The 25,199-nt window shown below is 36.5% G+C and carries 25 protein-coding genes; 9 read left to right on the top strand and 16 right to left on the bottom strand.

All coding sequences use genetic code 11. From position 1 onward, the window contains the following. Positions 1-3: 3 nt before the first annotated feature. The 6 genes from IC610_RS19985 to tssO (IC610_RS08710) form a co-directional block, all read right to left on the bottom strand. Positions 4-2,433, bottom strand: a complete 2,430-nt coding sequence (locus IC610_RS19985) for a glycosyl hydrolase 108 family protein (protein WP_228462891.1) — start codon at positions 2,431-2,433, stop codon at positions 4-6. 18 nt (positions 2,434-2,451) lie between these two features. Beyond that, positions 2,452-2,955: a DUF4280 domain-containing protein gene (locus tag IC610_RS08730; protein ID WP_191736461.1), complete on the bottom strand. Its 504-nt coding sequence runs from the start codon at positions 2,953-2,955 to the stop codon at positions 2,452-2,454. 107 nt (positions 2,956-3,062) lie between these two features. Continuing rightward, positions 3,063-5,465 (bottom strand): type VI secretion system protein TssR domain-containing protein, encoded by a 2,403-nt coding sequence (gene tssR, locus IC610_RS08725; RefSeq protein ID WP_191736459.1) that lies wholly within the window; start codon positions 5,463-5,465, stop codon positions 3,063-3,065. 49 nt (positions 5,466-5,514) lie between these two features. Beyond that, positions 5,515-6,423 carry a PKD domain-containing protein gene (locus tag IC610_RS08720; protein ID WP_191736457.1) on the bottom strand — a complete coding sequence of 303 codons (909 nt, stop codon included), beginning with the start codon at positions 6,421-6,423 and terminating at the stop codon, positions 5,515-5,517. 31 nt (positions 6,424-6,454) lie between these two features. Next, the gene (tssO, locus tag IC610_RS08715; RefSeq protein ID WP_191736455.1) at positions 6,455-6,976 is read right to left on the bottom strand and encodes a type VI secretion system TssO; all 522 of its coding nucleotides are present in this window, start codon (positions 6,974-6,976) and stop codon (positions 6,455-6,457) included. Between the two features lie 17 nt (positions 6,977-6,993). Then, positions 6,994-7,524 (bottom strand): type VI secretion system TssO, encoded by a 531-nt coding sequence (gene tssO, locus IC610_RS08710; RefSeq protein ID WP_191736453.1) that lies wholly within the window; start codon positions 7,522-7,524, stop codon positions 6,994-6,996. Positions 7,525-7,775: 251 nt separating this feature from the next. On the opposite strand from tssO (IC610_RS08710), the gene IC610_RS08705 reads away from it, so the two are divergent. The 4 genes from IC610_RS08705 (at position 7,776) to IC610_RS08690 (ending at position 11,788) form a co-directional block, all read left to right on the top strand. Further along, on the top strand, positions 7,776-8,378 hold the full coding sequence (locus IC610_RS08705; protein WP_228462890.1) for a response regulator transcription factor: 603 nt from the start codon (positions 7,776-7,778) through the stop codon (positions 8,376-8,378). Positions 8,379-8,461: 83 nt separating this feature from the next. Beyond that, positions 8,462-8,800 (top strand): HU family DNA-binding protein, encoded by a 339-nt coding sequence (locus IC610_RS08700; protein WP_262483851.1) that lies wholly within the window; start codon positions 8,462-8,464, stop codon positions 8,798-8,800. A 345-nt stretch (positions 8,801-9,145) separates the two neighbouring features. Continuing rightward, positions 9,146-10,705: an Rne/Rng family ribonuclease gene (locus tag IC610_RS08695; RefSeq protein ID WP_056076796.1), complete on the top strand. Its 1,560-nt coding sequence runs from the start codon at positions 9,146-9,148 to the stop codon at positions 10,703-10,705. Between the two features lie 435 nt (positions 10,706-11,140). Further along, positions 11,141-11,788: a response regulator transcription factor gene (locus tag IC610_RS08690; protein WP_191736451.1), complete on the top strand. Its 648-nt coding sequence runs from the start codon at positions 11,141-11,143 to the stop codon at positions 11,786-11,788. 91 nt (positions 11,789-11,879) lie between these two features. On the opposite strand, the gene IC610_RS08685 is transcribed toward IC610_RS08690, so the two are convergent. The 6 genes from IC610_RS08685 to IC610_RS08660 are packed head-to-tail and all read right to left on the bottom strand — an operon-like array spanning position 11,880 to position 17,737. After that, positions 11,880-13,382: a carboxypeptidase-like regulatory domain-containing protein gene (locus tag IC610_RS08685; protein WP_191736449.1), complete on the bottom strand. Its 1,503-nt coding sequence runs from the start codon at positions 13,380-13,382 to the stop codon at positions 11,880-11,882. Beyond that, positions 13,379-14,779 carry a CsgG/HfaB family protein gene (locus IC610_RS08680; RefSeq protein WP_191736447.1) on the bottom strand — a complete coding sequence of 467 codons (1,401 nt, stop codon included), beginning with the start codon at positions 14,777-14,779 and terminating at the stop codon, positions 13,379-13,381. The genes IC610_RS08685 and IC610_RS08680 overlap by 4 nt, the downstream gene beginning before the upstream one ends. 6 nt (positions 14,780-14,785) lie before the next feature. Next, the gene (locus IC610_RS08675; protein WP_191736445.1) at positions 14,786-15,208 is read right to left on the bottom strand and encodes a curli assembly protein CsgF; all 423 of its coding nucleotides are present in this window, start codon (positions 15,206-15,208) and stop codon (positions 14,786-14,788) included. Positions 15,209-15,220: 12 nt separating this feature from the next. Beyond that, positions 15,221-15,946, bottom strand: coding sequence for a CsgE family curli-type amyloid fiber assembly protein (locus tag IC610_RS08670; protein ID WP_191736442.1), 726 nt, complete (start codon positions 15,944-15,946; stop codon positions 15,221-15,223). A gap of 2 nt (positions 15,947-15,948) precedes the next feature. Next, positions 15,949-16,356, bottom strand: coding sequence for a hypothetical protein (locus tag IC610_RS08665; RefSeq protein ID WP_191736440.1), 408 nt, complete (start codon positions 16,354-16,356; stop codon positions 15,949-15,951). A 55-nt stretch (positions 16,357-16,411) separates the two neighbouring features. Next, positions 16,412-17,737, bottom strand: a complete 1,326-nt coding sequence (locus IC610_RS08660; RefSeq protein ID WP_191736438.1) for a hypothetical protein — start codon at positions 17,735-17,737, stop codon at positions 16,412-16,414. Between the two features lie 230 nt (positions 17,738-17,967). Here IC610_RS08660 and IC610_RS08655 point away from each other — a divergent pair, with 230 nt between their 5' ends. From IC610_RS08655 to IC610_RS08640, 4 genes are read left to right on the top strand one after another with little or no spacing between them, the layout of a single operon-like run. Then, positions 17,968-18,597, top strand: coding sequence for an NUDIX hydrolase (locus tag IC610_RS08655; RefSeq protein WP_191736436.1), 630 nt, complete (start codon positions 17,968-17,970; stop codon positions 18,595-18,597). A 26-nt stretch (positions 18,598-18,623) separates the two neighbouring features. Continuing rightward, entirely contained in the window at positions 18,624-19,430 is an 807-nt protein-coding gene (locus tag IC610_RS08650) for a lysophospholipid acyltransferase family protein (RefSeq protein ID WP_191736434.1), read from the top strand. Between the two features lie 5 nt (positions 19,431-19,435). Beyond that, positions 19,436-19,876, top strand: coding sequence for a hypothetical protein (locus IC610_RS08645; protein WP_191736432.1), 441 nt, complete (start codon positions 19,436-19,438; stop codon positions 19,874-19,876). Between the two features lie 2 nt (positions 19,877-19,878). After that, on the top strand, positions 19,879-21,219 hold the full coding sequence (locus IC610_RS08640) for a UDP-N-acetylmuramate--L-alanine ligase (RefSeq protein WP_191736430.1): 1,341 nt from the start codon (positions 19,879-19,881) through the stop codon (positions 21,217-21,219). 57 nt (positions 21,220-21,276) lie between these two features. On the opposite strand, the gene IC610_RS08635 is transcribed toward IC610_RS08640, so the two are convergent. The 3 genes from IC610_RS08635 to panD are packed head-to-tail and all read right to left on the bottom strand — an operon-like array spanning position 21,277 to position 23,791. After that, positions 21,277-22,338 (bottom strand): NAD(P)H-dependent flavin oxidoreductase, encoded by a 1,062-nt coding sequence (locus IC610_RS08635; protein WP_191736429.1) that lies wholly within the window; start codon positions 22,336-22,338, stop codon positions 21,277-21,279. A 55-nt stretch (positions 22,339-22,393) separates the two neighbouring features. Further along, positions 22,394-23,434: a lysylphosphatidylglycerol synthase transmembrane domain-containing protein gene (locus IC610_RS08630; RefSeq protein WP_191736427.1), complete on the bottom strand. Its 1,041-nt coding sequence runs from the start codon at positions 23,432-23,434 to the stop codon at positions 22,394-22,396. A gap of 6 nt (positions 23,435-23,440) precedes the next feature. Next, on the bottom strand, positions 23,441-23,791 hold the full coding sequence (gene panD, locus IC610_RS08625; protein WP_056033595.1) for an aspartate 1-decarboxylase: 351 nt from the start codon (positions 23,789-23,791) through the stop codon (positions 23,441-23,443). A gap of 398 nt (positions 23,792-24,189) precedes the next feature. Between panD and IC610_RS08620 the strand changes: the two genes are divergently transcribed. Then, positions 24,190-24,492, top strand: a complete 303-nt coding sequence (locus tag IC610_RS08620; protein WP_191736425.1) for an HU family DNA-binding protein — start codon at positions 24,190-24,192, stop codon at positions 24,490-24,492. Positions 24,493-24,557: 65 nt separating this feature from the next. On the opposite strand, the gene pdxH is transcribed toward IC610_RS08620, so the two are convergent. After that, complete coding sequence (gene pdxH / locus IC610_RS08615) at positions 24,558-25,199, bottom strand: pyridoxamine 5'-phosphate oxidase (protein WP_191736423.1); 642 nt, start codon at positions 25,197-25,199, stop codon at positions 24,558-24,560.

Here is a 25,199-nt window from a genome sequence, read left to right as displayed (position 1 = left end):
AATTTATGGTTTAAATTCTAAACAATCATCCACACGATTCAGCCATCCCTGTAAGAAAACCTGTTGACTGTTCTTTTTACCGTCTGTAAAAGTGAGATCGGTATAATATTGCTTTCTGATTTCTGCTATTCTTTGAAGTAACTTATCCTGATCTTCCACGTTATTAATAGCATCAATTGTTAATGAGCCTATGTTTCCGTCATCATCTATATCCTGAGCAAATTCATTTTTCAGCAATCTCTGAACCTGTTTTGCTGCACCACCGGAAGTAATCGTCCAATCATAAATCATGAGGCTGACTCTTTCATCTTCAACTCTGCAGAAACCTTTAGGTTCCCAATATCTCTTTCTGTAAATTTTTGTAGCCTGCTCATCGGTAATAGCTTTGAGATTATCCAATGTAGGTTCAATATTTAAATCTTCCTTTGCATACCTTTGCCATGTGGCAAATGTTATTCCTTTATTGGTAGCACCTCCTTTATCTGCCTTATGATCCACAAAACCTCCTTCATGTCGTAAGATAATTGGCGCTACCTTGGCAAATTTATCCTCACAATTTCCTGCTTCCGCCTTTGTTTCAGCAGGTTTTACAGGAGCGCTAAATCCTTTAAGACAGTTGCATGTATTTTGAAATCCTGATTCTATTGCCAGCTCTACAATACTTTTTCCTCTTACATTATCCTGTGTCTTTACAAAATACTTATCATCTAAATACGTATTTTGAAATTCTCTTACGTCCATGTGAATCCAGCTCCAGGTCTGCCCCGATCCGAGACCAAAAGGTTCAAGTGAGTAATTGTTCTGTCCATCCACCCACTGATATTTGCTGTTGAGGTATTTTGTAAAAAAATTATCTCTAAGTTCTACTAACAAAGCAACGTTGGATTGACTTTTCCCGGTAATTGCTCTACCATTTTTTGAAAATTGCAGATCAACAGCTTTACCCATATGGTTTGTGCTGGTTCTACCCTTAAGTGTATTGTGTTCCCAACATCTGTATCCTGCTGTGATGCCATAATATTTATACACAGTCTGTGTGCTCAAATAGAATTTCAGGGCACTCACTCCCCACAGTAAACTTCGGTGAATTCCCGGTCTTTCGTATTTATGATATCTTTCTATGTGATTTCTATTGGAATACTCTCCATTGTATCGTCCCTTCCCAAATCCTGAACATTTATTTGTAATAGCTCTTTCATTTTTACATAAGCATAAATAATTGCTGATATTTTCTGTCCATTTTGTCGTGAAATCATCGATAGCCAGCAACACATTTCCACATACTTTACCTGTTTCAGGAACTTTCATATAATCTTTTTGGAACTGCCTGATCATTTTTTCTGTCCGTTCGGTAAACTCATCAGTAGGAATATTACCACCAAAACCAGCAAGTCTAATATTAATTTCTCTGATTAGTTCATTTTTATCACCTATCTTAATACAATATCTCTCTCCACAATTCTGCTGACCTGCAGGGGGTTGATTTACTACAGTTACCGTTCTTCCGCCATTTGCAGTAGTTGTTGCAGGTTTCTGAGGTTCAATAATTCCTCTTGCTTCGGCCCAGTCCCAAAGTTCAAGATTGTTCCACCAGTTGCGTACGTTATCCATAATTCCCATTTCTTCTTTTTGGGATTGTGGTTTTTCGGCTGCAGGAGAATTCTGAGCCCGTGGCGGAGTATTTCCGTTTGGGGTGGGTTGAGATGGTTGATTATTCGTAGCTGGCCTTGGCTGCGGGCGTCGCGGCGTACCCTGAGGATTATTGATATGAATATTATCCGTAGCATGTTTTCTGTGTGAAAAATATTCTACAGTCACATAAAACTCCAGTTGCCGGGGATCAGTTTCACCCTGCATGGCTTTCTGCATTAAAGCTCTTGTAAGCATAAACTCTGCAGTAGCTGTTCCTTCCCTGTTCACAGTTGCCTCTTTAGATTCAATCAAAAGATTGCGGGAATTATGACCTTCGTTATCCGCATCATCTTCCCAAAGACTGAATTTCAGTTTTTCGCCTCCAAGATTTGTAGTTTCAGCACTTGCGATAAGTTTTTCTGTATAGCTGAAAGTAGTTCCGGGCGTATCATCAACATATTTTAATGCTACTTTATTAATTCTGGGTATTGCTGTTGGCTGAGGATTGACTTCTATCGTGGAAGCTCCGTCTCCTTCAGATTCATAAAGGTAAGCTTCTATGCGGTAGCAATGGCGGTGGGCAACTTCACCAAACGTGAAAGTTCCAGCACCCATTTTTTTGATGTTGGTCGTTGTGAATCTGCCGTTTTCTCTTTTTTTAAACAGTTCCCAGGTGACATTTGCCGGATTTCTCTGGTTTTGAGGGGTCGAAGGGTACCATTCTGTTATGGTATAGGTTGTAGCTTCTCCAATTTTGGGTGAAGCATTTCCTGAAATTTTTGAAACTCCTTTTTTTGACATGGTGAATAGAGATTTTGATTAGTAAGCGTCTATTTCACTTTCAGAAACAGTTTCTTTATAGTCATTCATATCCACCAAAGGATTGATGTGCTGGGTTGTTTTCGCGTCAGCATTTTTCACATTATTTTTACTCATTTCGCCCCGCTGTCCATGGTCTTTAATGGTTATTTTCCCTCCTGTAGTGCATTGTAATTCAGAAATTTCGGTAACCGCTTTCTTACCCATAACCAAAACTTTATCATAGGTTTTCTGCCATTTTCCTGCCGGAGCATAGGCACAAGGTAGATATCCGCCTGAGCTTGGCTTTAATTTACATTTTCCGAAACTCGGTCCTGAAGGATTAAACTGAAGATCGTCTTCTGTAACAGCAAGATAATCAGCTTCACCCGCGGAGTCATTCCAATAATGTTTTTGGTGTACACTTACGATATGTTGGGGGAAAAGATCTCCCTGGTCACACTGACATGTTCCCTTCTGGACAACGAAATGTTTGCCATCATGGGATGATGATTGAGTAGACATATTTTGCGAAATTTGGTACTCAAAGATAAATAAAAGTTATTTAACATAAAAAAAACGGAAACAAAAATTTCCGTTTTAACATATTATTATTGAATCAGATACAATTTTCAGTGCTTATTATATTTTGGCTCTGCTGTTGGAAGCATTGTTGGCGTAAAATATTCATTCAACCAGTAAAAAGTCTGCCCATTATGCTGAATTTTCACTGCAGGATTATTTCTGTTCGCAAGCATTCTGTCTGAAAGATCTTTATAGTGCTTAAAATAAGTTTTTGCTGTAGCAGGATCAATAATATCAGATTTCCTCCACGCTTTAAGTTTGTACTTTGCCATCATTTCCTCTTCAGTAAGGTCAAATCCTGTAGAAATTCCTACTGCATAAGCCATTGGCTGCTCATTGATGTCAACATCTTTCGCAAATTCAAGGGTTGGATTGTATTTTTTGAGCAGTTTTATATATTCCTTTATGGCTCTTGACTGTTTAAAATCTGTACGTGCTGCTCCTGTATTTTCATAAACTTCCTGATAGAAGTTTTTCAATTGATCATATTCCTTGTCTGAAATTAAAATTCCTTTTTCCAGGCCCTGTTTGTAATCTCTTAATTCCTTTGGAATATACCCTTTCGCCAAAAACGGGTTTCCATAATTGATGAGCTGAGCTGCGATTCCGTAAGGTACAGGGTTTGTAAGTCCCGGATATAAATATTTGTATTTAAAATCTACATCAGTATGTCCTGCTCCTACAGAAGAATGGAAATTTTTATGAAGAGACTCATCAATAATTTCGTTATCCAGACTAACCTGTGCAATAAGGCTGTCTACAGATTTCTTTAAAAATCCTGGCGCTGCTACATCTCCTTTTTTAGGAAAAATCACAAATCCCTGAGACATGCTCTGTTTCGGAAAGTCTAATGAATAAAATCCTTCATCACCTTCAACGAGATTAAAATTATTTTTGGTTAAAACATCTTTCTGATCAACAATTTTCTGCTTTTTAAGCTCAGCTGAATTTTTAGCAGTATTGGTTACAATATTCTCAGACATCAGAACAAAATCATTATAAGTATCTGCCGATCTTGCATTGCTCTGGAACATGATAAGACGGGCCTGAGCCAGAGTTAAAGAATTGATAACATCATACATATTGCCGCTACGGCTCGCTGAAGAACCGATTGTAACAACAAGATTGGTCTCATCGGGAACCGAGGACAGCATATTTCCAGCCGCTGCAAGGCCTTCTGCGAGTGGCTGATTGGTATTGCTTCCCGGACAATTCATCTCATTCATTTTATCTTCGATAAACTTTGTAATGATATTGTAATCTGCTGCGAGAACCGAAGGAGCAACATTATCACCACATGAATTGTTTTTATACAAAACTGCAGCATATTTTACATCATTGAAATAAGAAGTTTTTTCAAATCTCAACTGAAGATCCTGCAATAGCGATTTCACAATCGGAGCATATGACGCATTGGACGGACTTACATCCAGCACAAAAACGATGTTGAGTTTTTTGCTTTTTTCTGTGATTTCTTTATAACGGTCGAAATAAATAGGTTCACCTAAAACATTATAAACATAATTTTTGCTGTAATCTAAAATATTGGTGAAATATTTTGTTTTGTACTGAGGTGTTTCGGTACCGCTTAAAGTTAAGTTTACCGGGAAAATATTTTCAAGCGGAGGTCTTTTGTTGACATCTGTAAGCAAAACTGCCGTTCTGTTTTCTGTAGAATTACTTCCGGGAGCACCTTCGTGTATTCCCAGAGCTGATTCTTTTATGCCTGCTGTATTTTTCATCTTAACAGCAGATCTTTCTCCCCACGAAGAAATTACGTTTGAGCTTACCCATCCGTAAAGCCCACTGCTGATGCTGTCGATATCTAAAGATGGTTTTTTACCAACTAAAAATCTTTTGTTGTTTTCTGCCTGTTTGTAAACATAAACCATTTGTCCGTTTGGAATTTTCACATTCGCAGCTTCGGTGAGTGCAGGAGAATTAAAAACAAGAATCGAATCATTCTTGTAGTAATTTTCAGAATTACGAATGACATCGCTGTTGCTTGGAAGCACTGCTACTCTTGCCGGATAACCCGTTTTTTCACTTTTTAAAGAAGATGTCCAGAGTAAAAGTTCTGATTCCGGGATCCAGCCATATGTTTTTACTGACTTTGGAGCAACTTTTTTAGTCATGAGTGCATCAGCATTGTATTCTGCTACTTTCAGCATTCCGTCTCGCTTTTTTAAAACCATTAAAGGTTCTAAAAATTTGACATCTTTATATGATTTTTCATCGTTCTTATCGATGTAGGCTGTATTTCTTGAACGGTCTGAAATAACAATCCATGGCACAGACTTTTTAGGAAATCCATTCACTACAGGATTCATGTCAATCTGACCGTATCTTTCGGGATCAGGAGTTTTTGCAGAGGGAAGTTTTACATTGCACGATGTGAGCAGTATACCTAAACCCGCGTAACATGCGGCAAGAGGAAGTTTATTTTTCATCTTAATGATCTTTATGTTTGGAGCAAAACCGAAGCAGTTTTACTTTTTATTATTTGGATTGGTTGATTTCTACTTTAGTAACACAGTTTTGTGAATCGTCAAAATTAAGTTTTACAGTTTGTATCACATTATTTTTGTCAAACTGCAGACCGGCGCAGTACAGATAAAAGTTGTTGATTTTACTTTCGTTCACACTCACTGTGGTATTCTCGTTATTGCATAAATATTTATTCAGCAAATAATTATAATTCAGATTAAAACTGTTTCCGTTGGCAATCTGCTGAAGACGGTATTTAAAGTCGTTATCCATCTTTTGATAATTATCTTCAATTTTCAGTTCTGCATCATCCAGTTGATCATAAGCAGGCAAAATTGTAATAGCATGCTGGATTGGGGCTGTATTTTCATCCGTGGAAAGTGTTACAACATAATTTCCAGGTTTTGAATAAGTAAAATATGCGAGTTTGTCTTTTGAATCGATATTTCCTGTCTGCCCAAATCTCCAGGTAAACTGTTTTGCATCTGAAACCGCTTTAAACTGTACATTTTCAAACTGCCGCGCCTGTGAGACTGCGTCGATTCTTGTAAACGGAGTAATACTGTCATTTTTGACGGCTTTCTGCTGAGAAACTAAAATTCCGTAGTTTTTAGAATATTTATTGTCAATAATTAATGTAACCTGATAATAACCCGGTTTACTGTAGAAATGTACTCCTTTAGACTTGTCTGACGTACTTCCGTCACCAAAATCCCATCTTTTTGTTTTTGCGAAAGCGGTTTTGTCTACAAAAAACAAACTATCTTTTACATTCACCGTTTTAGGATATACTTCTGCAACAATATCATCAGCAGAATTTATCGTCTTCTTTTGGAACCACAATGCAATCAGTGCCGCTACAAGCAATGTCGCAATAACACCGATAATAATGTTTGTTCTGTTTTTCTGAAAATAGTTCATAATAAATTTTTATAATATAGTTTGTGTTTGATTATTTGCGGTTGTTGTAAGAATTTCTGCGGTCTATGAGCTGATCTTTATTTTTCTGAAAACCAATAGTACATTCTTCATACTCTTTCTCATATTTTATCACATTTTCTTTTTTCTTGGCAAGCCACTTTTTGTCTTCAAGAAACATCTTATAGAATTCAGCAATGACAGGATATCCTACTTTCCTGTCATCATTAATACTTGCGTTTTCAAAAGAATTTTTAATGGTGCTGATATCATAGTCAATCTGACTTTCTTTCACCGGATCTGGATTTTCTTCTGAAAGGGAGGCTATTTTTGCAAAAGTACTGTCTACAATGGGCTGCGTGATTTTCTGCTGAATATCAAATTTATTTTTCTGCTCTAAAGTCTGCACCTTCAGCATATCTGTTTCAGAAAAAGGTGATCTGAAATTATTTAAAAAAATAATGCCCAGGAGTATGAGCGCCAGAAGAAGCATTAAAATTAAGTATAAAAACTGATAGCGTTTTTCCTGTTTTGATAATGTAATGTTAGCCTGCATAGTGTAATTTTAAAAAATTAACGTCTTCGTCCTGAAAAAACTCGTGAAGGATCTTTTCTTAAAGCACCAAGAATCTGCTGGTCTTTATTCTGACAGTTATTTAAAAGTCTGAGAATAGACTGCTCATCGGTATTGGCCGTAATTATCTGGCCTTTTAGATAAAGCATATTATCCACTTTTTTTAAAAGAACATTGTAGTGTTTGAAATTTGTTGCGCTGTCTTCGCCTATTATTGCTTTTGCTTCACGCATTTTTCGCATAACAGATTCACGAAGATAAAAATCATTTTCCACCTGGTTTGATCCCAGCAGAGACATATTGTACTGAATACTGTCTAAAGAAATTTTAAGCAGGAGGTTTTTATTGAGAAGCTCTTCGTATTTCCCTACTTCTTTTGCAATGCCGGCGCGTTGCGTATCATAACTTTTGAAAAAGAAATATACTGCTGTGAAAGAAACAGCAGAGAGAACAATGAATGAAGTAACAAATCGCCAGATCCCTGTGCGAACGTCACTTCTGTTTAATTTTTTATCATTATAAACAGACATATTATGTGTTTGGTTTTTTTGGTAGCTGAAAATTATAAAAAAAAATCATACTCACAAAAAAAAACAGTATTAATTATTGTATTTATGGATGAATCATCTGTTTAAATGTTTTTAATAAAGTTTTTTTTACACATTTCGGAGAATTTTCTTAATTTGTACGCACCAAACCTCACAAACATTAAATGAATAAAATTATCAACAGTACCGTTCGGTTTTCTATTGCGGACAGTGATTATTATTTCAAAAAAATAATGATAAAATCACTGTTAGACAATCCGTTTTACATGTTACTGAACGACTGCAACAATGGTCACGAACTTATCAACAGGATTTACAGACGTCAGGAAGATGTATTCGTCATTGAACTTTTTATGCCCGTTCTGAGTGGCCTGGAAGCCATTAAAATCATCCGGAAAAACAATACAGAAACGCCGATTATCACTTATTCGGGAATATATCAGGAAGATATTGCTGAGATTCTGTCTGAAATTCCAAATGTTTATTACTGTCAGAAGAACAGCCTTATCATCAGAGATATCATCAAAGGAATGACCAAGGCAGATAGTTTCGACTACATCAAATATACCGAACAGTGGAAGCAACAGCCTCTGTCTGTTCAGGAGTACATGACGAGGCAGAAAAACAGTCAGGATGAGCTTTCACCAGCAGAAATACAGCTGATGAAATTCTGCTATGAAGGCTTCAGCAACAAAGAAATTGGTGAACAGCTGAACCTCAGCACCCGCACAATCGACACCTACATCAACAGACTCACCGAAAAACTGGGGCTTAAAACGAAATTACACCTCATCCGATTCTGCGTAGAGAACGGATATTACAACAGCAGCATGTAATATTAAAGATTATTTCACACTAATTTCACCTGATATTCATCTCCAGAAACTAAAAATATTTTTTACTAATTTGCTAATATTCAATTTTTTTAACTAAATTTGCACACCTAAAATTTAAAATTACACAGGAAATGACAAAGGCAGAATTGGTAAACACCATCTCAAATAAATTGGGAACAGAAAAGAATGAAACACAGAAAGTTGTAGAGGCGTTTATGCAAGAAATCAGAACTTCTATGTACAATGGTGATAATGTTTACTTAAGAGGTTTTGGATCATTCATCGTTAAAACCAGAGCAGCAAAAACGGGAAGAAACATCTCTAAGAACACTGCAATTGAAATACCTGCACACAATATTCCTGCTTTCAAGCCATCAAAATCTTTTGTGGAGAAAGTGAAAACTAAAGTTGCAGTGAAATAAATTAAAAGAATATTAACTAGTTATTAAAAAATTAAAATTATGCCAAGCGGAAAGAAAAGAAAGAGACACAAGGTTGCTACACACAAGAGAAAGAAAAGAAGAAGAGCGAACAGACATAAGAAGAAATAATCTCAACTGAGATTTTATAATATAATAATATAGTTGGTGTTTTTTAATTATTTAATGATCACTAACTATATTTTTATTTATACAAAGTGTGATTCGGAGGAATTTTGACAAATCTCTATGAAGATTTTCTGAAAATATATAAGAAATATCAGTATTTTTAAAAATCATGATGATACAACAAATTTCCTCAATCTAAAAAAATTATCTTACAACAAAATGAAGACAGAACTGCTAGTTTCGCATGAAGACGATTTCACAAAAATTGCATTGCTGGAAGACGGAAAACTCTGCGAACTTCATGAGGAAGAAGACAAAAATGACTTTGTAGTAGGCGACCTGTTCATCGGAAAAGTGAAAAAACTGGCTCCGAATCTCAATGCAGCATTTGTAAATATCGGTTACGAAAAAGATGCATTTCTGCATTACCAGGATCTTGGGCCACAGTTTCTCACTTACAAAAAATTCCTGAAAGACAGTATTTCAAAAAAACAAAGCTCTTCAAGCCTGAAGAATTTTGAATTACAACCGGAAATCGACAAAAACGGAATCGTAGACAAGGTACTCGCAAAAGACGACATCGTAATTCTGCAGATTACCAAAGAGCCAATTTCTACAAAAGGACCGCGAATTTCTACGCAGGTATCGCTTACAGGACGTTTTCTGGTACTTATCCCTTTCGACAACAAAATTTCTGTTTCCAAGAAAATTCGTACTACGGAAGAAAAAGACCGTCTAAAAACACTTATCGACAGCATTAAACCTGAAGGTTTCGGCGTGATCATCCGTACTGTAGCTGAAGGAAAAAAAGTAGCCGACCTGCACAACGACATGAATCAGCTGGTTCAGAAATGGGAAAGCACTTTTAAAAATATTCAGAAAAACAAAGTACCTTCAAAAATACTCAGCGAAGACGACAAAGCTTCATCGATTCTGAGAGATAACTTCAATCAGGATTTTGTGAACATCATCTGTGATGACGAGCAGATGGTGTCAGAAATGAAAGCTTACCTTGAAGTGATTGCTCCGGAACGTAAAAACATTGTGCAGTATCACGGTTCACACATCCCGCTTTTAGAATACTATAATGTAGAAAAGCAGATGAAACAGAGCTTCGGGAAACACGTAAATATCCCAAGCTCGAAAGGTGCATATCTCGTTATTGAACATACAGAAGCACTACACGTAGTAGACGTAAATTCCGGAAACAACATCAGCCTGGGAAGCACTGCCAACCGCGAGCACGCTCTGAATGTAAATAAGATGGCTGCCACAGAAATTGCAAGACAGCTGAGACTGCGTGACATGGGAGGCATCATCGTTGTCGATTTTATCGATATGACGAATCCCGAGCACAGAAAAGATCTCTACGAGCATTTCCGTAATGAAATGAGCAGGGACAAAGCCCGCCACAAAATTCTTCCTCCAAGTAAATTTGGACTCATCCAGATTACAAGACAGAGAAACCGCCCCGAAAAACAAATTGAAACCAGCGAAGAAAACCCGAATAAAGACGGAGAAATCGTTGCACCAATCGTAATCGTTGAGAAAATGGGCGACACTCTCAGAACGATTTTACAGAAAGAAAAAGGAAAACTTTTCCTTCATGTACATCCATTTGTTGAGGCTTACCTGACGAAAGGAATTAAAAGTATACAGATGAAATGGTTCATCAAATACAAAAAATGGGTAACTATTATCCCAAGAGATTCTTTTAAATACCTTGAATATAAGGTTTACAATTCTAAAAAGGAAGAGCTCGCAAGTTATACCAACTAAGCAAAATTCAAACCTCTGTTTCGACAGGGGTTTTTTCATATGTTTTTTTGAAAAAATTTACAAATTAATAAAGGTAAAATTGTGTAAAAAAAATCACGAAAATATCTCAGATCCGGTTTGAGGGATATATTTTGTGAAAGTTTTCAATGAAAAATATATAGTGAACGCAATAATATAATTAAAATTTAAATTTTTTCACTCCCAGCAGTGTAATAGTTTATCATTTCAAGTAATCATAGTTTTGATAATAAGTTACCCTTCAGATGGTAGTGAGAGCCCTTTACATCGATAAGTCAGTGAAAAATATTTTAATTATTATGACTGTTTAAATTTTAAAAAATCTCCCAAAAAGGTTATTTTTCTATAATATATTTAGCAAATATTTGATAATTAAATAATTTTTATTACTTTTAAAAACTTCTAACGCACACCTAGATGAAATCAAATTTAATAATTTTTGATCAGCCTGCAATCTATGCAGAGGGTCTTTCTAAACTTCTCTCTCAGACACAATTTATTGAACATATTCAGGTATGCAGCTGCCCGGTGAACCTTCAGGAATATCTGAAAACCGGCGGGTTTGATCTTCTGATGTTTAGCTCAAATATGATGATGCTGTCTGAAATTTATCAGGTTACTGAAGAAATGAAACAGAATAATCCCAACCTGAAAATCATCATTATCGGAAATGATTACGACGTCACTTCTATCCGCAAACTTTTCAATAAAGGAATCACCGCTTATCTGGATAAAAGAAGCTCTTTTGACGAGTTTACAGACTGCCTGCAGGCTCTTGCCACCGGAGAAATTTTTCTCTGCAGCCAAGCCAAGGAAAAGATGATCAGTTTCGTAAGCAACGGCAGAAATTTTGAAGCTGTTCAGGTCAAAGATTCACTTACCAAAAGGGAAACCGAAATTTTAAAACTTATCTGCGAAGGTCTCAGCAGCAAAGATATTTCTATAAAGCTTTTCATAAGCATCAATACTGTAGAAACACACAGGAAAAAGATTCTAACTAAACTGAATGTAAGAAATTCGGTGGGCATCGTAAAATACGCACTTGAAAATAATATTATTGAATAAGGACATCACTTTTTTCATTATCAAAAATTAAGAAAGTCAAAACCATCCCGGTTTTGACTTTCTTTTTAAAAGTATAAAAAAGTATCTGTTTCTACTCCCAATCCGGCATTTCTGCATCAGTGTAAAGAACTGCACGCGGATAATTACCGTTGGTGGCAGTAAGTGTAATTTTTATCACATTTTTCGCAGAAACATTATCGTTGGATGTATTTACCAGAATCACCTCGGCATCATTCGGTGAAAATCTTGGATCCATATCATTTGTACCATTCACTTTCTGGCTCATCCCGGAAATGTCCTGCTGCGAATTGTTATCCAGATCATAAATAAAAATTCTGGAATCCAGTTGTCTGTATTGAACGTTTTCAAATCCTGCCATATCCCTTGTATACAACAGTTTCTTGCTGTCTGCAGAGAAATTAAGACCTCCTGCTCCGCCACTAACTCCACTCAAAACACTTTGAATTACTGTTCCTGACATATTGATGATGAAAATTTTCACTCCATAACCGCTGAGATTATTGGTTTTTAGGGCGATTTTACTTCCATCATAACTCCAGTCGCATTCAGAAATAAGACTGCCATCTGCGGTTGAGTAGATCTGAGTAAGACCTGTGCCGTCTGAATTGATTCTGTACAGTTTATCAAAATTGGCGTAGATCAGCTGACTTCCCACTTTATTCCATGAAAAATCAATTTCGGCATTGCTGAATCCAGTCGCAGGCAGCGTCGTGACCTGCATCATGTCTGAACCATCTCTCCTTGACGTGAAAATCTGAAAATTCCCGCCCACATTTCTTAAAAAAGCTACTTTGTTGGCATCGTTATTCAGTCTTGGTCTGAAAGAATTTTGTGAACTGCTTGTAAGATTAAAATTCACATTTGATTCATTAGCGGAAACAATGTAATAATTTCCATTCGAATCTTTTTTCACGTAATGAAATCTGTTGGTAGGTGTTACAACTGTTTTAAATTGTCTCGTCTCACTGAAAACCTTAGGATTTACTCCATCTGAAACAGCTACCTGCCAGAAATAGGTATTGTTGTACTGAAGATTGGTAACGTTATAATTTTTAACCTTAATTCCGTTAATGTTTTGAACAACAGTATTGTTGGCATTTTTTAAAATTAAATCAAACTTCAGGCTGTCATTTTCAGGATCGGTCGCTGTCCACGATAAATTGAGCGATAAAGGTTGTTCAACAGAATTATCTGCCGGACTCACCAAAACTGGAATTGAAGGTGAAGAATTTAAACTGGAATCATCAGACAACTCAAAAACAACAGTAACGGTTTGTCCGTCATTTTTCAGGTTAATTCCCTGATAATTGGTAACATAACCCGTATATTCCGCTTTTACAGAATAATCTCCGACAGGAGCATCTGTAATGGTAAAACTGCCGTCTGTTCCCGTGAAAACGGTGGTCGTGGTAGGACTTGTAGAAATTTTAACATTGGCAATCGGAGTGTTGGTTCCTTTTTTTACAACGGTACCTTTGATGACTGCTTTGGTGTTTTCACCAACCAAATCTTCACTGCAGCTAGCTAGAACGCCAAGCATTAGAATCAATATATATTTTAATATTTTTTTCATGGATTTACTGTTTTTAAAGGTTTCGCAGATTTTCGGTTGAGGTAAACATTAAGACCTAAACCAATTCTTACACTTTGATCTTTCCTTGTTCCCTGCACTTTAAAATCCCAGTCGTCATTGAAGCCAAGATCGTATTGTGCATTTAAACGGAGTGCAAACGTGCGGTTGATAAGGTATTCAAGACCTCCACCAAACTGAGATTTGAAGTAATTTTTGTCCCTGTAAAATACAGAGCCTACACCACCATAAGCGTAAGGAGTCAGTTTACTTTTAGGAAGAAGCATGTATTCAACGTTTGCATCAAGAGCAATCGCCCGTCTCCAGAAAATATTTTTATTTTCAAAAATGAAATAACTTGCATTCCCGTCAATGTTAAAATGGTCGCTTACGAAATATTTCAAGCCTCCTTTTATCCCTGGATGCATCTTAGGATTTACATAATCGCCACGAATTTGGGTTCCTTCTGCTAATCCGTACATCGAAATTTTTGCACGCTGATTGTCAGCCAGTTTTTTACCTAAAACATTCATATCGTTGTCGGTCTGCTCAACATTATAATCAGTAATCAGTTTGGTAAATTTATTCGGATCCTGAACTGTACTTCCCCAGATATTGTCTCTCACGCCTTCTACGATCAGACCGTAAACTGCTTTTTCAATGGCTTCTGTTACAGCAAGATGTACAGGTTCGTTTTGAGTGATTCCTACCTCAGCTTCCATTAATCTTTCCGTATCAACATACCGGAAAAAACTTCCGCTGATGGCGGTAGAAAGAATGGTTTTTGAAGTATAAACAGTTTTAAGAATTTCGCCACTTTGAGTAGAAACCGCACGGAGATAAACTGTAATTCTGTCCTGACGGTAATTGGTAGAAGCTCCGATTCCGAAATACCTTGCTCCCAGACCGCCTGTAACAACGTTGGTATCGTAAGAGATCACACCACCTTCAAGAATAATTCCGGCGTACAAAAGCGGTGGAAGATTTCCTGATTCATTGATCTGGTTGGGCATGTATTCTTTTCTGGTAGACCTGATGATTTGTCTTTCATTTAAAAGATTTCCGATATTTTCTCTTTCAATGGGTCTGAACCAACGGCTGTCTTCCAGCGCTTTGATGAGAATGGTCGTTGTTCCCTGCGGAATGGCTGTACTCCAGTTGGCCCCGTTGTCAGCGGCTTTGTACTGTCCTGTCTGGTCACGGAATTTGTAAACTCCCACCACCACTTTATCGTTTGGTTCCGGCAGGTTTTTTATCTGTGAAGTAAAATTGGTGGTTTCACCTAAAGTAGATTTCTCGCTTTTCGAGGGATAATTCAGCAAAGAATTACACCCAGTCATCACCAGAAAAAACACAGGTAATACTACCCAAAATTTTGGATATCTATATGTTGTTTTCATGGTAAATCAGTTTTGTCCGGGAATTATAATTTCAGACTGCTCGCCGGTGCTTGTATTGAGGATTTTGATTAAAAGTCCGCCGTTGGCCTGCGTCACTTCCAGATACATTGAGCCGAAAACATAAGTTCCCGGTTTCAGTTCGCCCTCACCAAACTGATTGCCAAAAAGTTTTGTTGAAAGCTGACTCAAAAGTTGCCTGTTTAAACTGTCTGTGAAGTTTGAGAGTGAATTTGAATTGGAAGACAATGATGAAAGACCATTATTGTTGTCAAACTGATTTTGTGCAGCTGCAGAACTCAGCAACCACTGATAATTGAATGTATCGCCGCCGAAAGCGGGATTTATGGGTTTGTAAACCAGCTGTTGTCCGCTTACAGAAAAGCCGATTGTTGATAGAAATAATATTGTAGTAGTATAAAAGAGTTTCATTTTTTAAAGTTTTTAGGTTGAACTTCTTAACAATTCATTCTTTGGAAGAATCATTTCTTTGAGAATTTCTAAAGTAGTCTGGGCTTCCTGATTCATCACTTCCTCATCCGGAGATGTGTTGAAAAGATAAATCTCCTGCTCGTTGTACATTATAGAAATCCTGGTACTCTGTCCTAATCCTGGGATCTCAATGATTTTTACAGTTCCGGGAAATTTCTCATCGGTCTGCAGATACTTCATGTAAAACTGATCGTAGTAGTACTTGCCGTTTCTGCTTCTGGTATCGTCTATGGTAAGTCCCGATAGCTCGATATCGTTTTCAGATAATGCTTTTGTACTGTTCTGAGCAATTTTTTCAGGCCGTATCTCTAAACTGTCTTTAGAAATCACCTTATCGCTTTCTTCGTCTTTGATAAAAAGAAAAACCTTGAGAACATCTCTTTTGTCGAGATTGGTTTTCACCTCAGAAAGTTTTAAAGTTTCTTTTGGTTTCACGACAAATTTGCCTTCCTGTTTATTGGTGGAAGTGTTGCCTGAGGCTCCTTTTTTTATTGATAGCAGAATATAATTTATTGGGTAATGGAAATCTGATTGATTTTCTGCTGTAGCAATAATATTGTAAAGACCGTCTGCGCTTTCTGTAATTATTTTGGCTTTAAGGCCGTTCCCGGTTTTGTTTTGTGAGAAAAAATTACAGCAAAAAAGCATTGAGATTATCCATAGAAATTTAATTTTCATTATTAATAATTTCTGATAAAAATAATCATGTTGTTGTCTCTGATATTGATTTTCATTTTCTCTGAGATGCTGTTGCTTCCCACCATATCCACATAGTTTTTGTTGCCTACAGAATTAATGGTTGCCGTGCTTGGTTTATTGGAAGTATTAATGAAAACGGTTTTATTCTCATTTCCAATTTGGCTTATAGAAACCTGTTTGGGGTTTAAATCATAAATCTGAACTTCATTATTGTTCCCAATCTGCACAACATTGGACTTAAAACCCGTTGTTACATTCACAGTAGAATTGCCACTGCCAAACAACTGCAAAACATTCTGAGAGTTCAACTCTTCGAACGAAATATTTTTCTGAGCCTTACAGAAGGTGCAGAAAAAAAGCAGTGTTGATATGTAAGCCAGTTTTTTCATCTCAAAAAATAGTATAATGTATAGGAGATTGCTCTCCTATACATTTGAAGAAACTCTAATAGTTAGATTGTGTTACTACAATAGAATTTCCACTACCTTGCTGTAAACCGTTGTGATATTGTGATACCCCTGACTGGTTAATATTTGTGGAATTATTATCTCCGTACTGCTTTGAAATTGCGTTATTCGAAGATCCTGACTGCAGGGAAATTAACTTGTTACCCATGGTTCCTCCTCCGAAAAGAGCAGAATTATTCTGATCAACATTCAATTTATTACTATTACCACTCTGAGTACCAGTTCCAGTGTTAGAATTTCCACTTTGGCTTAGAGAAGATTCGTTTGAATCACCAGTCTGAGTCATAGTAGCACCATTGTTATTTCCTGTCTGGAAAGCTTGGGCTCCATTAAAATTTCCAGAAACCTGAGTTAATGTCATGGTATTACTATTACCAGTTTGTGCACCATTCGTCCATCCAGAGCTTGCTCCAGCTGTTTGAGTGGATGTGTTGTTATTACCATCCTGATTCATAGTAAAAGTATTGCTATTTCCCGTAATTGTTTGTGTAGCAGTATTACTAGATTGTTTTTGAATAGCGGTCATATTATTTGAATTACCACCTTGAGCTTTTTGTGTAATCGTATTTGAAGTACCATATTGTTCAGCGTTCATTTTATTACTGTTGCCGTTGACAGCTTCTTGTAAGATTTTAGAGTTTGATGCATCACCACCTCCTACACCACTTTTTTGCAAAGCAGTAAAGTCATTTAAATTTCCCGTCTGAACTTGACTAATTGTGCTATTGTTAATCAATGGATAATTTCCCATACCCTCTTGTGTTGCTTTAGCTTTGTTGTCATTGCCATTTTGATTCTGCGTGATAGCCGTCAAAATTGGGTTTTGCGGGTAAGTTGTTGATCCTACGCCACCCAACTGCTTAGCATTAGCATCGTTGCGATCTCCTACCTGAATCTGTGTAATCTTTGAAGCTAATGTAGATTTTTGCTCAGCCATTAACTTGTTGTTAGAACCTTTCTGATCTTGAGTAATATCAGAATAATGAGCACCAGTATTAAAGGAACCACTACTACCTGAAGCACCTTGCAACACCGTAGATGAGTTATTAATACCATCTTGTTTTACATCTAAAGTTGAATATTCACCAAATTGGTTAGCGGTCACTTTATTTCCATCTGCTAAGCTGGCTGCAGTCATTGCCCCTGTATTTCCCTGCTTAATTGTGCTTTTCGCACCTATCGCATCCTGTGTAAGGTTTGCCGAATTATAGGCACTACTTTGTGTCGTGTTACTTATATTACTCTGAGCATACGATACGCTCACTGCTAATAGTGCGAATGCACCGGTTACTAATTTTTTCATTTTTTTTAATTTTTATGGTTTTAAACTTCTACAAATCTACTTTTCTACAAAATGCAAAAAATCATGTCTAAACGGTAAATTTTAAAAATCACAGATTCAGTTACTTTATCTAAAGGTTTTGGTTACATCACAGTCATGGTAAACCGTTATATTTTTTACCGTAGAAATACGGTACGTTATTTGAAAAACATTTTTCCGGATTTTCTATCTTATATTATTATTTTTACCCTATGAAAAGTTTCGGAAAAGACCTTTTAAATAAAATTAAACAGGCAAAGCTCAGTGGCGAATTTGCTCATGGTATTTTTTCGCCTCCTTCACGCCCTGTATTTACCTATGAGCAGGTTTTAGAGAAAAATCCAAAATTTGCTGCTGTCAATATTGTTATTTATCTGAAAAATGATGAATGGTATTTTCCGCTGATTCAGCGCACAGAAAATAAAAGAGACCGGCACAGCGGACAAATATCTCTCCCCGGAGGAAAAAGAGAAGAACTCGACAGAGATTTTGCCGATACAGCCATCCGCGAAACTTCCGAAGAAATCGGTCTCGAAAAACCTTACGTAAGAATCATTCGTGAAATGTCACCCATCTACATTCCTCCAAGTAATTTTTATGTCTATCCTTTCATCTCCTACTCCAAAAGAAATCCTGAATTTATCCTTCAGGAAAGTGAAGCTGTGGAAGTTATAGAATTTCCTATTACCTCTTTTTTAAATTTACCGGATACACCCGAAATGATGTCTCTAGAATCTGCCGGAGGAAAAGAAGTTCCGGTAATTAATTTTAACGGATACATCATTTGGGGAGCAACTGCGATGATCCTCAGTGAATTTAGCCAATTGCTGAAAAAAATGTAACTTTGCACAATCGTTTTTACTGAAGCATGGCCAAAAAAAATATATTTACCGATGCATTCGGAACTCCTTACTTTTTGAAAAGGATGATTATTATTATACTCGGTATCGTTTCTTACAGACGGTTCAACGGCTTTAATAAACTGAAAATCACCGGAACCGAGCATTTGGTGGATCTTCCGGATTCCAATGTACTTTTTGTATCCAACCATCAGACCTATTTTGCTGATGTTGCTGCTATGTATCATGCATTCTGTGCAGTGAACAACGGCTATCTTAACAGTATAAAAAACCCTATTTATCTTCTTAATCCTAAAATCGATTTCTATTATGTAGCTGCCGAAGAAACGATGAATAAAGGAATTTTACCTAAAATTTTCAAAGTTGCCGGAGCTGTTACCGTAAAAAGAACCTGGAGAGCTGAAGGAAAAAATGTAAACCGGATGGTAGACCTTACCGAGGTAGACAATATTATGAAAGCCCTGCAAAATGGCTGGGTAGCAACATTTCCTCAAGGTACCACCGCTGCTTTCGCACAGGGAAGACGTGGAACTGCCAAACTGGTGAAAAACCAGAGACCTATTGTAATTCCAATTAAAATAAATGGCTTCAGAAGAGCGTTTGATAAAAAAGGACTTCGTGTAAAAGTAACGGGAGTAAAACCGACAATGGAATTTAAAGCACCTCTTGATATTGATTATGACACAGAAAATTCTCACGATATTCTTTTGAAAATAATGACAGCCATCGAGCAGACCGAAGATTTTAATGTACTACATACCTACGATGAAGAGCTTAAGGCTAAAAAATCACAAGGTAACAATCCTCTAAACTAAAAAAAATGAAAAAATTAGCAGCATTTTTTCTGATTCTCACATTTTTAATTTCCTGCAATACTCAGAAAGCTTTTTCAGAATTCGATTTCAGCTATTCAAAAGCCGGAGGTTATGCCCCGATGTATGAAAACCTTTTAATCAAAGACAATAAGGTGTTTTACTCGCTTGAATCCAATGGAAAAAAGACAAGAAAAAAATTTAAAATTTCTGATGCAGAACTTCAGAATATCGACAAAGTTTTAAGCGAAAATCAATTCAGAAAAATTATTGAAGACCGCAAAAAAATCTACGACCGCGCCTCTATAACTATCACGGTTAAAAAAGGTGAAAATTCCGGAAGCAAGTCAGATGCAAGCCTGATCATGGCTGTTGACCAAAAGAAATGGGAAAATATTGTAGAAGTTTTCCAGAAAATCATCGACAACAACGTAAATAACACAAAATAATTTTGAAAACCCATTTCATTGCCATTGGTGGAAGTGCGATGCATAATTTAGCGATCGCTCTTAAAGACAAAGGATATCAGGTAACCGGTTCAGACGATGCCATTTTTGAGCCTTCAAGATCAAGACTTGAAAACAAAGGTATTTTACCAGAGGAACTTGGTTGGTTTGCAGACAGAATACATTCAGATCTTGATGCTGTAATTCTGGGAATGCACGCCCACAACGACAATCCCGAACTGGCAAAAGCAAAAGAATTAGGTTTAAAAATATATTCGTACCCCGAATTTCTGTACGAACAGTCAAAAAACAAAACAAGAGTCGTAATTGCAGGATCTCACGGGAAAACCACGATTACATCAATGATTCTTCATGTTCTCAATTTTCATCAGAAAGATGTGGATTACATGCTGGGTGCTCAGCTCGAAGGTTTCGACTGTATGGTCAAGCTCACGCAGGATAACGATTTCATGGTTTTGGAAGGTGACGAATATCTTTCATCTCCTATCGATTTACGTTCAAAATTTTTACTGTATCAGCCAAATATTGCTTTGTTGAGCGGTATTGCATGGGATCACATTAATGTTTTTAAAACATTTGATGATTACATTGATCAGTTCCGAAAATTCGTGGCGAGTATTACACCTGGAGGAGTTTTGGTGTACAATGAAGAAGATCCTGAAGTTGTAAAAGTGGTTGAAAGTGCTGAAAATTATTTCAGAAAAATGCCATACAGAACTCCGGAATATGAAATCAGCAACGGTAATGTTCTTCTGAAGACCGAATTGATGGGTGATGTACCGCTTTCTGTTTTCGGAGCTCACAATTTACTGAATCTTGAAGGCGCAAGACATATCTGTCACACTTTAGGGATTATGGATGAAGAATTTTATGAAGCGATAATGAGTTTCAAAGGTGCCTCAAAACGTCTTGAAAAAATAGAAAGAAACGATGGCGGAACACTTTATAAAGATTTTGCCCACGCACCCAGCAAAGTGAAGGCTGCAGTGAAGGCATTCTGTGAGCAGTTTAAAAATGAAAAAAAACATGCCTTTCTTGAGCTTCACACGTATTCAAGCCTGAATCCTGTATTTTTGGAACAATATGATCATGCGATGGACGGTCCGGAAGAATCTGTCGTTTTCTATTCTGAAGACGCTCTGAAAATCAAAAGAATGGAAGCCATTTCACCTGATCTGATAAGAGAAAAGTTTAAAAATGAAAACTTAAAAGTATTCACTAATGCCGAAGATCTTCATGAATACTGGAATACTTTAGACAAGACAGACGGCGTATTTCTGATGATGAGTTCAGGAAATTTCGGTGGCTTAGATTTAAGCAAATAATTTTTTCTAAAATACAAAGATTAAATCCTTTTCAAATTCAGAAAAGGATTTTTTTTGTTATAGCAATTCACAGTTTTTAATGAAATTTTTGAGAATATCTTCTGTCGAATCTTCGCTGTACTTTTGAATGGACTGACCCAGCCAGAGATTAACAAATTCAGCATTTTCAACTTCTCTTGCAGCTGTTCTCAGAGCACCGGTCAGTTTATTCATGTAAGGATAAGGTAATATAAAAGGCGACTGATCCAGCGTTTCTGTAAATTGATTTTTAATGCCTCTTGCAAATCTGCCGGAGAAGGATTTTGTGACAATAATTTCATTTTCTCTTACCTTTTGCAAACGCTTTTTTTCAAAATCCTGCAGAGCACTTTCTGTGGAAGCCAGAAGCATACTTCCGATCTGAAATCCCATAGCACCGAGATCTTTCGCAGCTTTTAAAGTCTGAGCATTGTAAATTCCACCAGCGTAAATCAAAGGAACTTTTACGGAATCAAAAACCTGTGAAAGCAATGATAATCCGCCAATCTGCGGAATATTTTCGTCAGTAAAACTTCCCCGGTGACCGCCCGCTTCCCAACCCTGAACACAAATGATGTCGATTCCTGAATTTTCGAGTTGTACAGCTTCTTCAACGGAGGTAAATGTCCCGATTAGCAGAACGTCATTGTTTTTTAATTTAAGAATACTTTCGGCATCAGGATTTCCAAAGGTGAAACTTAAAATTTTACATTTTTCAGCTATAACAGTGTCGATCTGTTCATGATAACTGTTGATTTTAATATCCTCAAAGTCCGGCAGATCGGCATGAATTTTATTCCGCAACGCAAGATCTTCAAGGAAATTTCTAGTTTCGGAAAAATCACTTTTAAGTTTGTTATTAATTTCCGGAATTTTGTGTAGAAAAATATTGACAGCAAAATCTCTGTTTGTCAATTTTTTCGTTTTATGAATTTGATCCAATGATTTCTCAGCCGGTAAATCTGCCAAAGCCAAAGAACCGAGGCATCCTGAATTATTCGCAGCAGCCACCATTTCCGGAGTACTTATCCCAAACATCGGCGCCTGAATTATGGGAAACTGAACACGCAGTTTTCTACTGAGGTCGTTTTTTAAATGCATAAAAAATCGGTTTCAGTAAAATTAAAAATTTTTTAAAGAATTTCTTTGGTTTAAATTAATTCTCAGAATTGGCAACAATCCTATTTCTTTCTTTTGCCAACATTACTATAGAAATAACACCCATTATCAGCATTAAAAATAATTGTAGAGGCAACGTAATAAAGGAATATGTAAGACCAAGCTCACCGCCTGCTGCTGCATCTTTCCCCATAGCAATAAAGAGTGTCATAAAACCGTATTTCATGGCAAAATTAAAGGCACCAATTCCACCGCTGGCAGGGATTATCATTCCTAAGGTCCCCACCACAAGTATGAAAAAACCATCTGCAAAAGTAAAATTTGAAGTTTCAGGAAGAGCAAAGCACACCAAATAAGAAGCGAAGTAGTATGAAACCCAGATTGCAAGAGTATATATAATGAATTTGCCTTTTTGTTTTAGTTTAAATATTGACTTTATTCCTTCAACAACACCATAGATTACACCTCTAATTTTCTTGTAAATTGGACTATCATTGATTTTTTTTCTAAGAAGAATAAAGACTACAACAAGAACAACAGAGATAGCTATAAAAATGTAAAGATAGATTAAAGCATTATTTAATTTCTTTGAGAACTCTTTTTCGATATACTTCCAAAAGGAAAGAATACTTGAAAATTTAAAAATTAAGGTAAGACCAAGAAACGCAATCATACAGATTAGGTCTACAACTCTCTCTAAAATTATCGTACCAACGGATTTATCTACAGGAACTTTTTCAACACCATACAAAGCCGTTGCACGAGCCACTTCTCCACTTCTAGGAATGGTAAGATTCATCAGATATCCGAAAGAAATACTCCAAAGTGCATTTGAGTTTGAAATACTGTAACCCATTGGTTCCATGAGTAAATTCCAACGCACGGCACGAAACCAATATGCCAAAAGCCCGAAAACTCCAGCAAAAGCAACCCACCAGTAGTTTGCCTGCGACATTGAATTTTGAAATCTCTTAAAATCAAAATCTTTCAAAGCCAGCCACAAAAAAAATGCAGCAAATGCCAATGAAATAAGTATTGTTAAAAAACTTTTTACGGGATCTTTTTTCTTCTCTTCCATTTTATTTTAGGTAAGAAGATTGGTTTTTTCGTCTGGAAAAACAATTTTTGGCTGGAAATCTCTAGCTTCTTCAGGGCTCATTTGAGCATAGGCGATGATGATAATAATGTCATCACGCTGTACTTTTCTTGCCGCAGGACCATTGAGACAAACTTCTCCGGATTTTCTTTTTCCTTTGATAACGTAAGTGTCGAAACGCTCACCGTTGTTCACATTCACGATGTAAACCCGCTCTCCCACTACCAATCCTGCTGCATCTATAAGATCTTCATCGATGGTAATACTTCCGATATAATTAAGGTCTGAAGCCGTAACTCTTACCCTGTGAATTTTAGATTTGAAAACTTCTATAAACATGGCACAAATTTATTAATAATTTTCCAAAATGCAGCTGATTAAAATCTTACAAACAGCTTAATTTCATGTATATCACAATTAATAATTTTCAATTGATAATTAGGTTATTTTAGCAGATTTTCAATCATATTTTGATATTCATTAACGAATTACACATATTTCGGATTTAATAAAATTAAAATAAAACTGATTAAAATTCGTAAAACATTATGTTTAGGGCATTTGGCACAATTTTAGTCACTGTAAATGCGTATTTTTCGCAGGTTTTCAAATTCACAGATTTTAATGATTTGTAAAGTTTTATGAAAATTTCAATAACTTTTATCAAAAAATTTGCACAATATGAAAATTATACTAAATTTGCTTTTATAACAAACTAACTTTTAATATTACAAATTATGAACAAGTCTGAATTAATCGACGCAATTGCAAAAGATGCAGGTATTACTAAAGTAGCAGCAAAAGCTGCTTTGGAATCTTTTATGTCTAACGTAACTTCTACATTACAGCAAAAAGACGGAAAAATCTCTTTAGTAGGTTTTGGTACTTTTTCTGTAGCTGAAAGAGCCGCTAGACAGGGAATTAATCCTGCTACTAAGATGCCAATAAAAATCGCTGCTAAGAAAGTAGCTAAATTTAAAGCAGGTGCTGAGCTTTCTACTGCCGTTGCAGGAGCAGGTGATAAGAAAAAAAAGAAATAATCATAAGATTATAAGAAAATTAACCTCATCGTTTGATGAGGTTTTTTTGTGTTCTAAAATGAAAATTAAGGAGCCAAACGTGAAATTTGCCAGTCTAAGTCTCCTAAATTGTATATAATCCTATCGTGAAGACGGTTTGGTCTGCCTTGCCAAAACTCTATTTCGTAAGGTTTTGCAATATAACCACCCCAATTTTCTGGTCTCGGAATTTCTTTATTTTCAAATTCCTGTTCAAGATTTTTAAGTTTTTCTTCAAGAAACTCACGGTTGGGAATAATTTCGCTTTGAGGTGAAACCGCCGCTCCTAACTGACTTCCTTTTGGTCTGGAATGAAAATATCCGTCGCTTAAATTTTCTGCAATCCGCTCTAAATCTGCTTTAATAATAATCTGTCTTTCTAAAGATGGCCAAAAAAAATGAAGGCAGGCTTTATGTGTTTTCTCAATAGATTTTCCCTTTCGGCTCTCGTAATTGGTGTAAAAAACAAAACCCTCGTGGCTGTAAGATTTCAGAAGAACCATCCTACTTCTTGGGCAACCGTCTGCTTCTACCGTACACACAGACATTGCGTTAGATTCTGATACCGCAGGATTCTCTGTAGCCTCCAAAAACCAGTCTCTGAACTGCTCGAAAGGATTTTGTTTAATCTCATTTTCAACAAGTTGTGCTCTTTCGTAAATTTTTCTCCTGTCGTGCAGATTTTCCAT

Source organism: Chryseobacterium caseinilyticum, from assembly GCF_014837145.1.
In the GTDB taxonomy this organism is placed as follows: Bacteria; Bacteroidota; Bacteroidia; order Flavobacteriales; family Weeksellaceae; genus Chryseobacterium; species Chryseobacterium caseinilyticum.
Note: the sequence above shows the minus strand (reverse complement) of the source record. Positions and strands in the feature narration are given on the sequence as shown.

Excerpts from the sequence above, each read along its gene's own strand:
- IC610_RS19985 (WP_228462891.1), bottom strand. The coding sequence starts at position 2,433 with ATGTCAAAAAAAGGAGTTTCAAAAATTTCAGGAAATGCTTCACCCAAA.
- IC610_RS08730 (WP_191736461.1), bottom strand. The coding sequence starts at position 2,955 with ATGTCTACTCAATCATCATCCCATGATGGCAAACATTTCGTTGTCCAG.
- tssR (WP_191736459.1), bottom strand. The coding sequence starts at position 5,465 with ATGAAAAATAAACTTCCTCTTGCCGCATGTTACGCGGGTTTAGGTATA.
- IC610_RS08720 (WP_191736457.1), bottom strand. The coding sequence starts at position 6,423 with ATGAACTATTTTCAGAAAAACAGAACAAACATTATTATCGGTGTTATT.
- tssO (WP_191736455.1), bottom strand. The coding sequence starts at position 6,976 with ATGCAGGCTAACATTACATTATCAAAACAGGAAAAACGCTATCAGTTT.
- tssO (WP_191736453.1), bottom strand. The coding sequence starts at position 7,524 with ATGTCTGTTTATAATGATAAAAAATTAAACAGAAGTGACGTTCGCACA.
- IC610_RS08705 (WP_228462890.1), top strand. The coding sequence starts at position 7,776 with ATGATAAAATCACTGTTAGACAATCCGTTTTACATGTTACTGAACGAC.
- IC610_RS08695 (WP_056076796.1), top strand. The coding sequence starts at position 9,146 with ATGAAGACAGAACTGCTAGTTTCGCATGAAGACGATTTCACAAAAATT.
- IC610_RS08690 (WP_191736451.1), top strand. The coding sequence starts at position 11,141 with ATGAAATCAAATTTAATAATTTTTGATCAGCCTGCAATCTATGCAGAG.
- IC610_RS08685 (WP_191736449.1), bottom strand. The coding sequence starts at position 13,382 with ATGAAAAAAATATTAAAATATATATTGATTCTAATGCTTGGCGTTCTA.
- IC610_RS08680 (WP_191736447.1), bottom strand. The coding sequence starts at position 14,779 with ATGAAAACAACATATAGATATCCAAAATTTTGGGTAGTATTACCTGTG.
- IC610_RS08675 (WP_191736445.1), bottom strand. The coding sequence starts at position 15,208 with ATGAAACTCTTTTATACTACTACAATATTATTTCTATCAACAATCGGC.
- IC610_RS08670 (WP_191736442.1), bottom strand. The coding sequence starts at position 15,946 with ATGAAAATTAAATTTCTATGGATAATCTCAATGCTTTTTTGCTGTAAT.
- IC610_RS08665 (WP_191736440.1), bottom strand. The coding sequence starts at position 16,356 with ATGAAAAAACTGGCTTACATATCAACACTGCTTTTTTTCTGCACCTTC.
- IC610_RS08660 (WP_191736438.1), bottom strand. The coding sequence starts at position 17,737 with ATGAAAAAATTAGTAACCGGTGCATTCGCACTATTAGCAGTGAGCGTA.
- IC610_RS08655 (WP_191736436.1), top strand. The coding sequence starts at position 17,968 with ATGAAAAGTTTCGGAAAAGACCTTTTAAATAAAATTAAACAGGCAAAG.
- IC610_RS08650 (WP_191736434.1), top strand. The coding sequence starts at position 18,624 with ATGGCCAAAAAAAATATATTTACCGATGCATTCGGAACTCCTTACTTT.
- IC610_RS08645 (WP_191736432.1), top strand. The coding sequence starts at position 19,436 with ATGAAAAAATTAGCAGCATTTTTTCTGATTCTCACATTTTTAATTTCC.
- IC610_RS08635 (WP_191736429.1), bottom strand. The coding sequence starts at position 22,338 with ATGCATTTAAAAAACGACCTCAGTAGAAAACTGCGTGTTCAGTTTCCC.
- IC610_RS08630 (WP_191736427.1), bottom strand. The coding sequence starts at position 23,434 with ATGGAAGAGAAGAAAAAAGATCCCGTAAAAAGTTTTTTAACAATACTT.
- panD (WP_056033595.1), bottom strand. The coding sequence starts at position 23,791 with ATGTTTATAGAAGTTTTCAAATCTAAAATTCACAGGGTAAGAGTTACG.
- IC610_RS08620 (WP_191736425.1), top strand. The coding sequence starts at position 24,190 with ATGAACAAGTCTGAATTAATCGACGCAATTGCAAAAGATGCAGGTATT.
- pdxH (WP_191736423.1), bottom strand. The coding sequence starts at position 25,199 with ATGGAAAATCTGCACGACAGGAGAAAAATTTACGAAAGAGCACAACTT.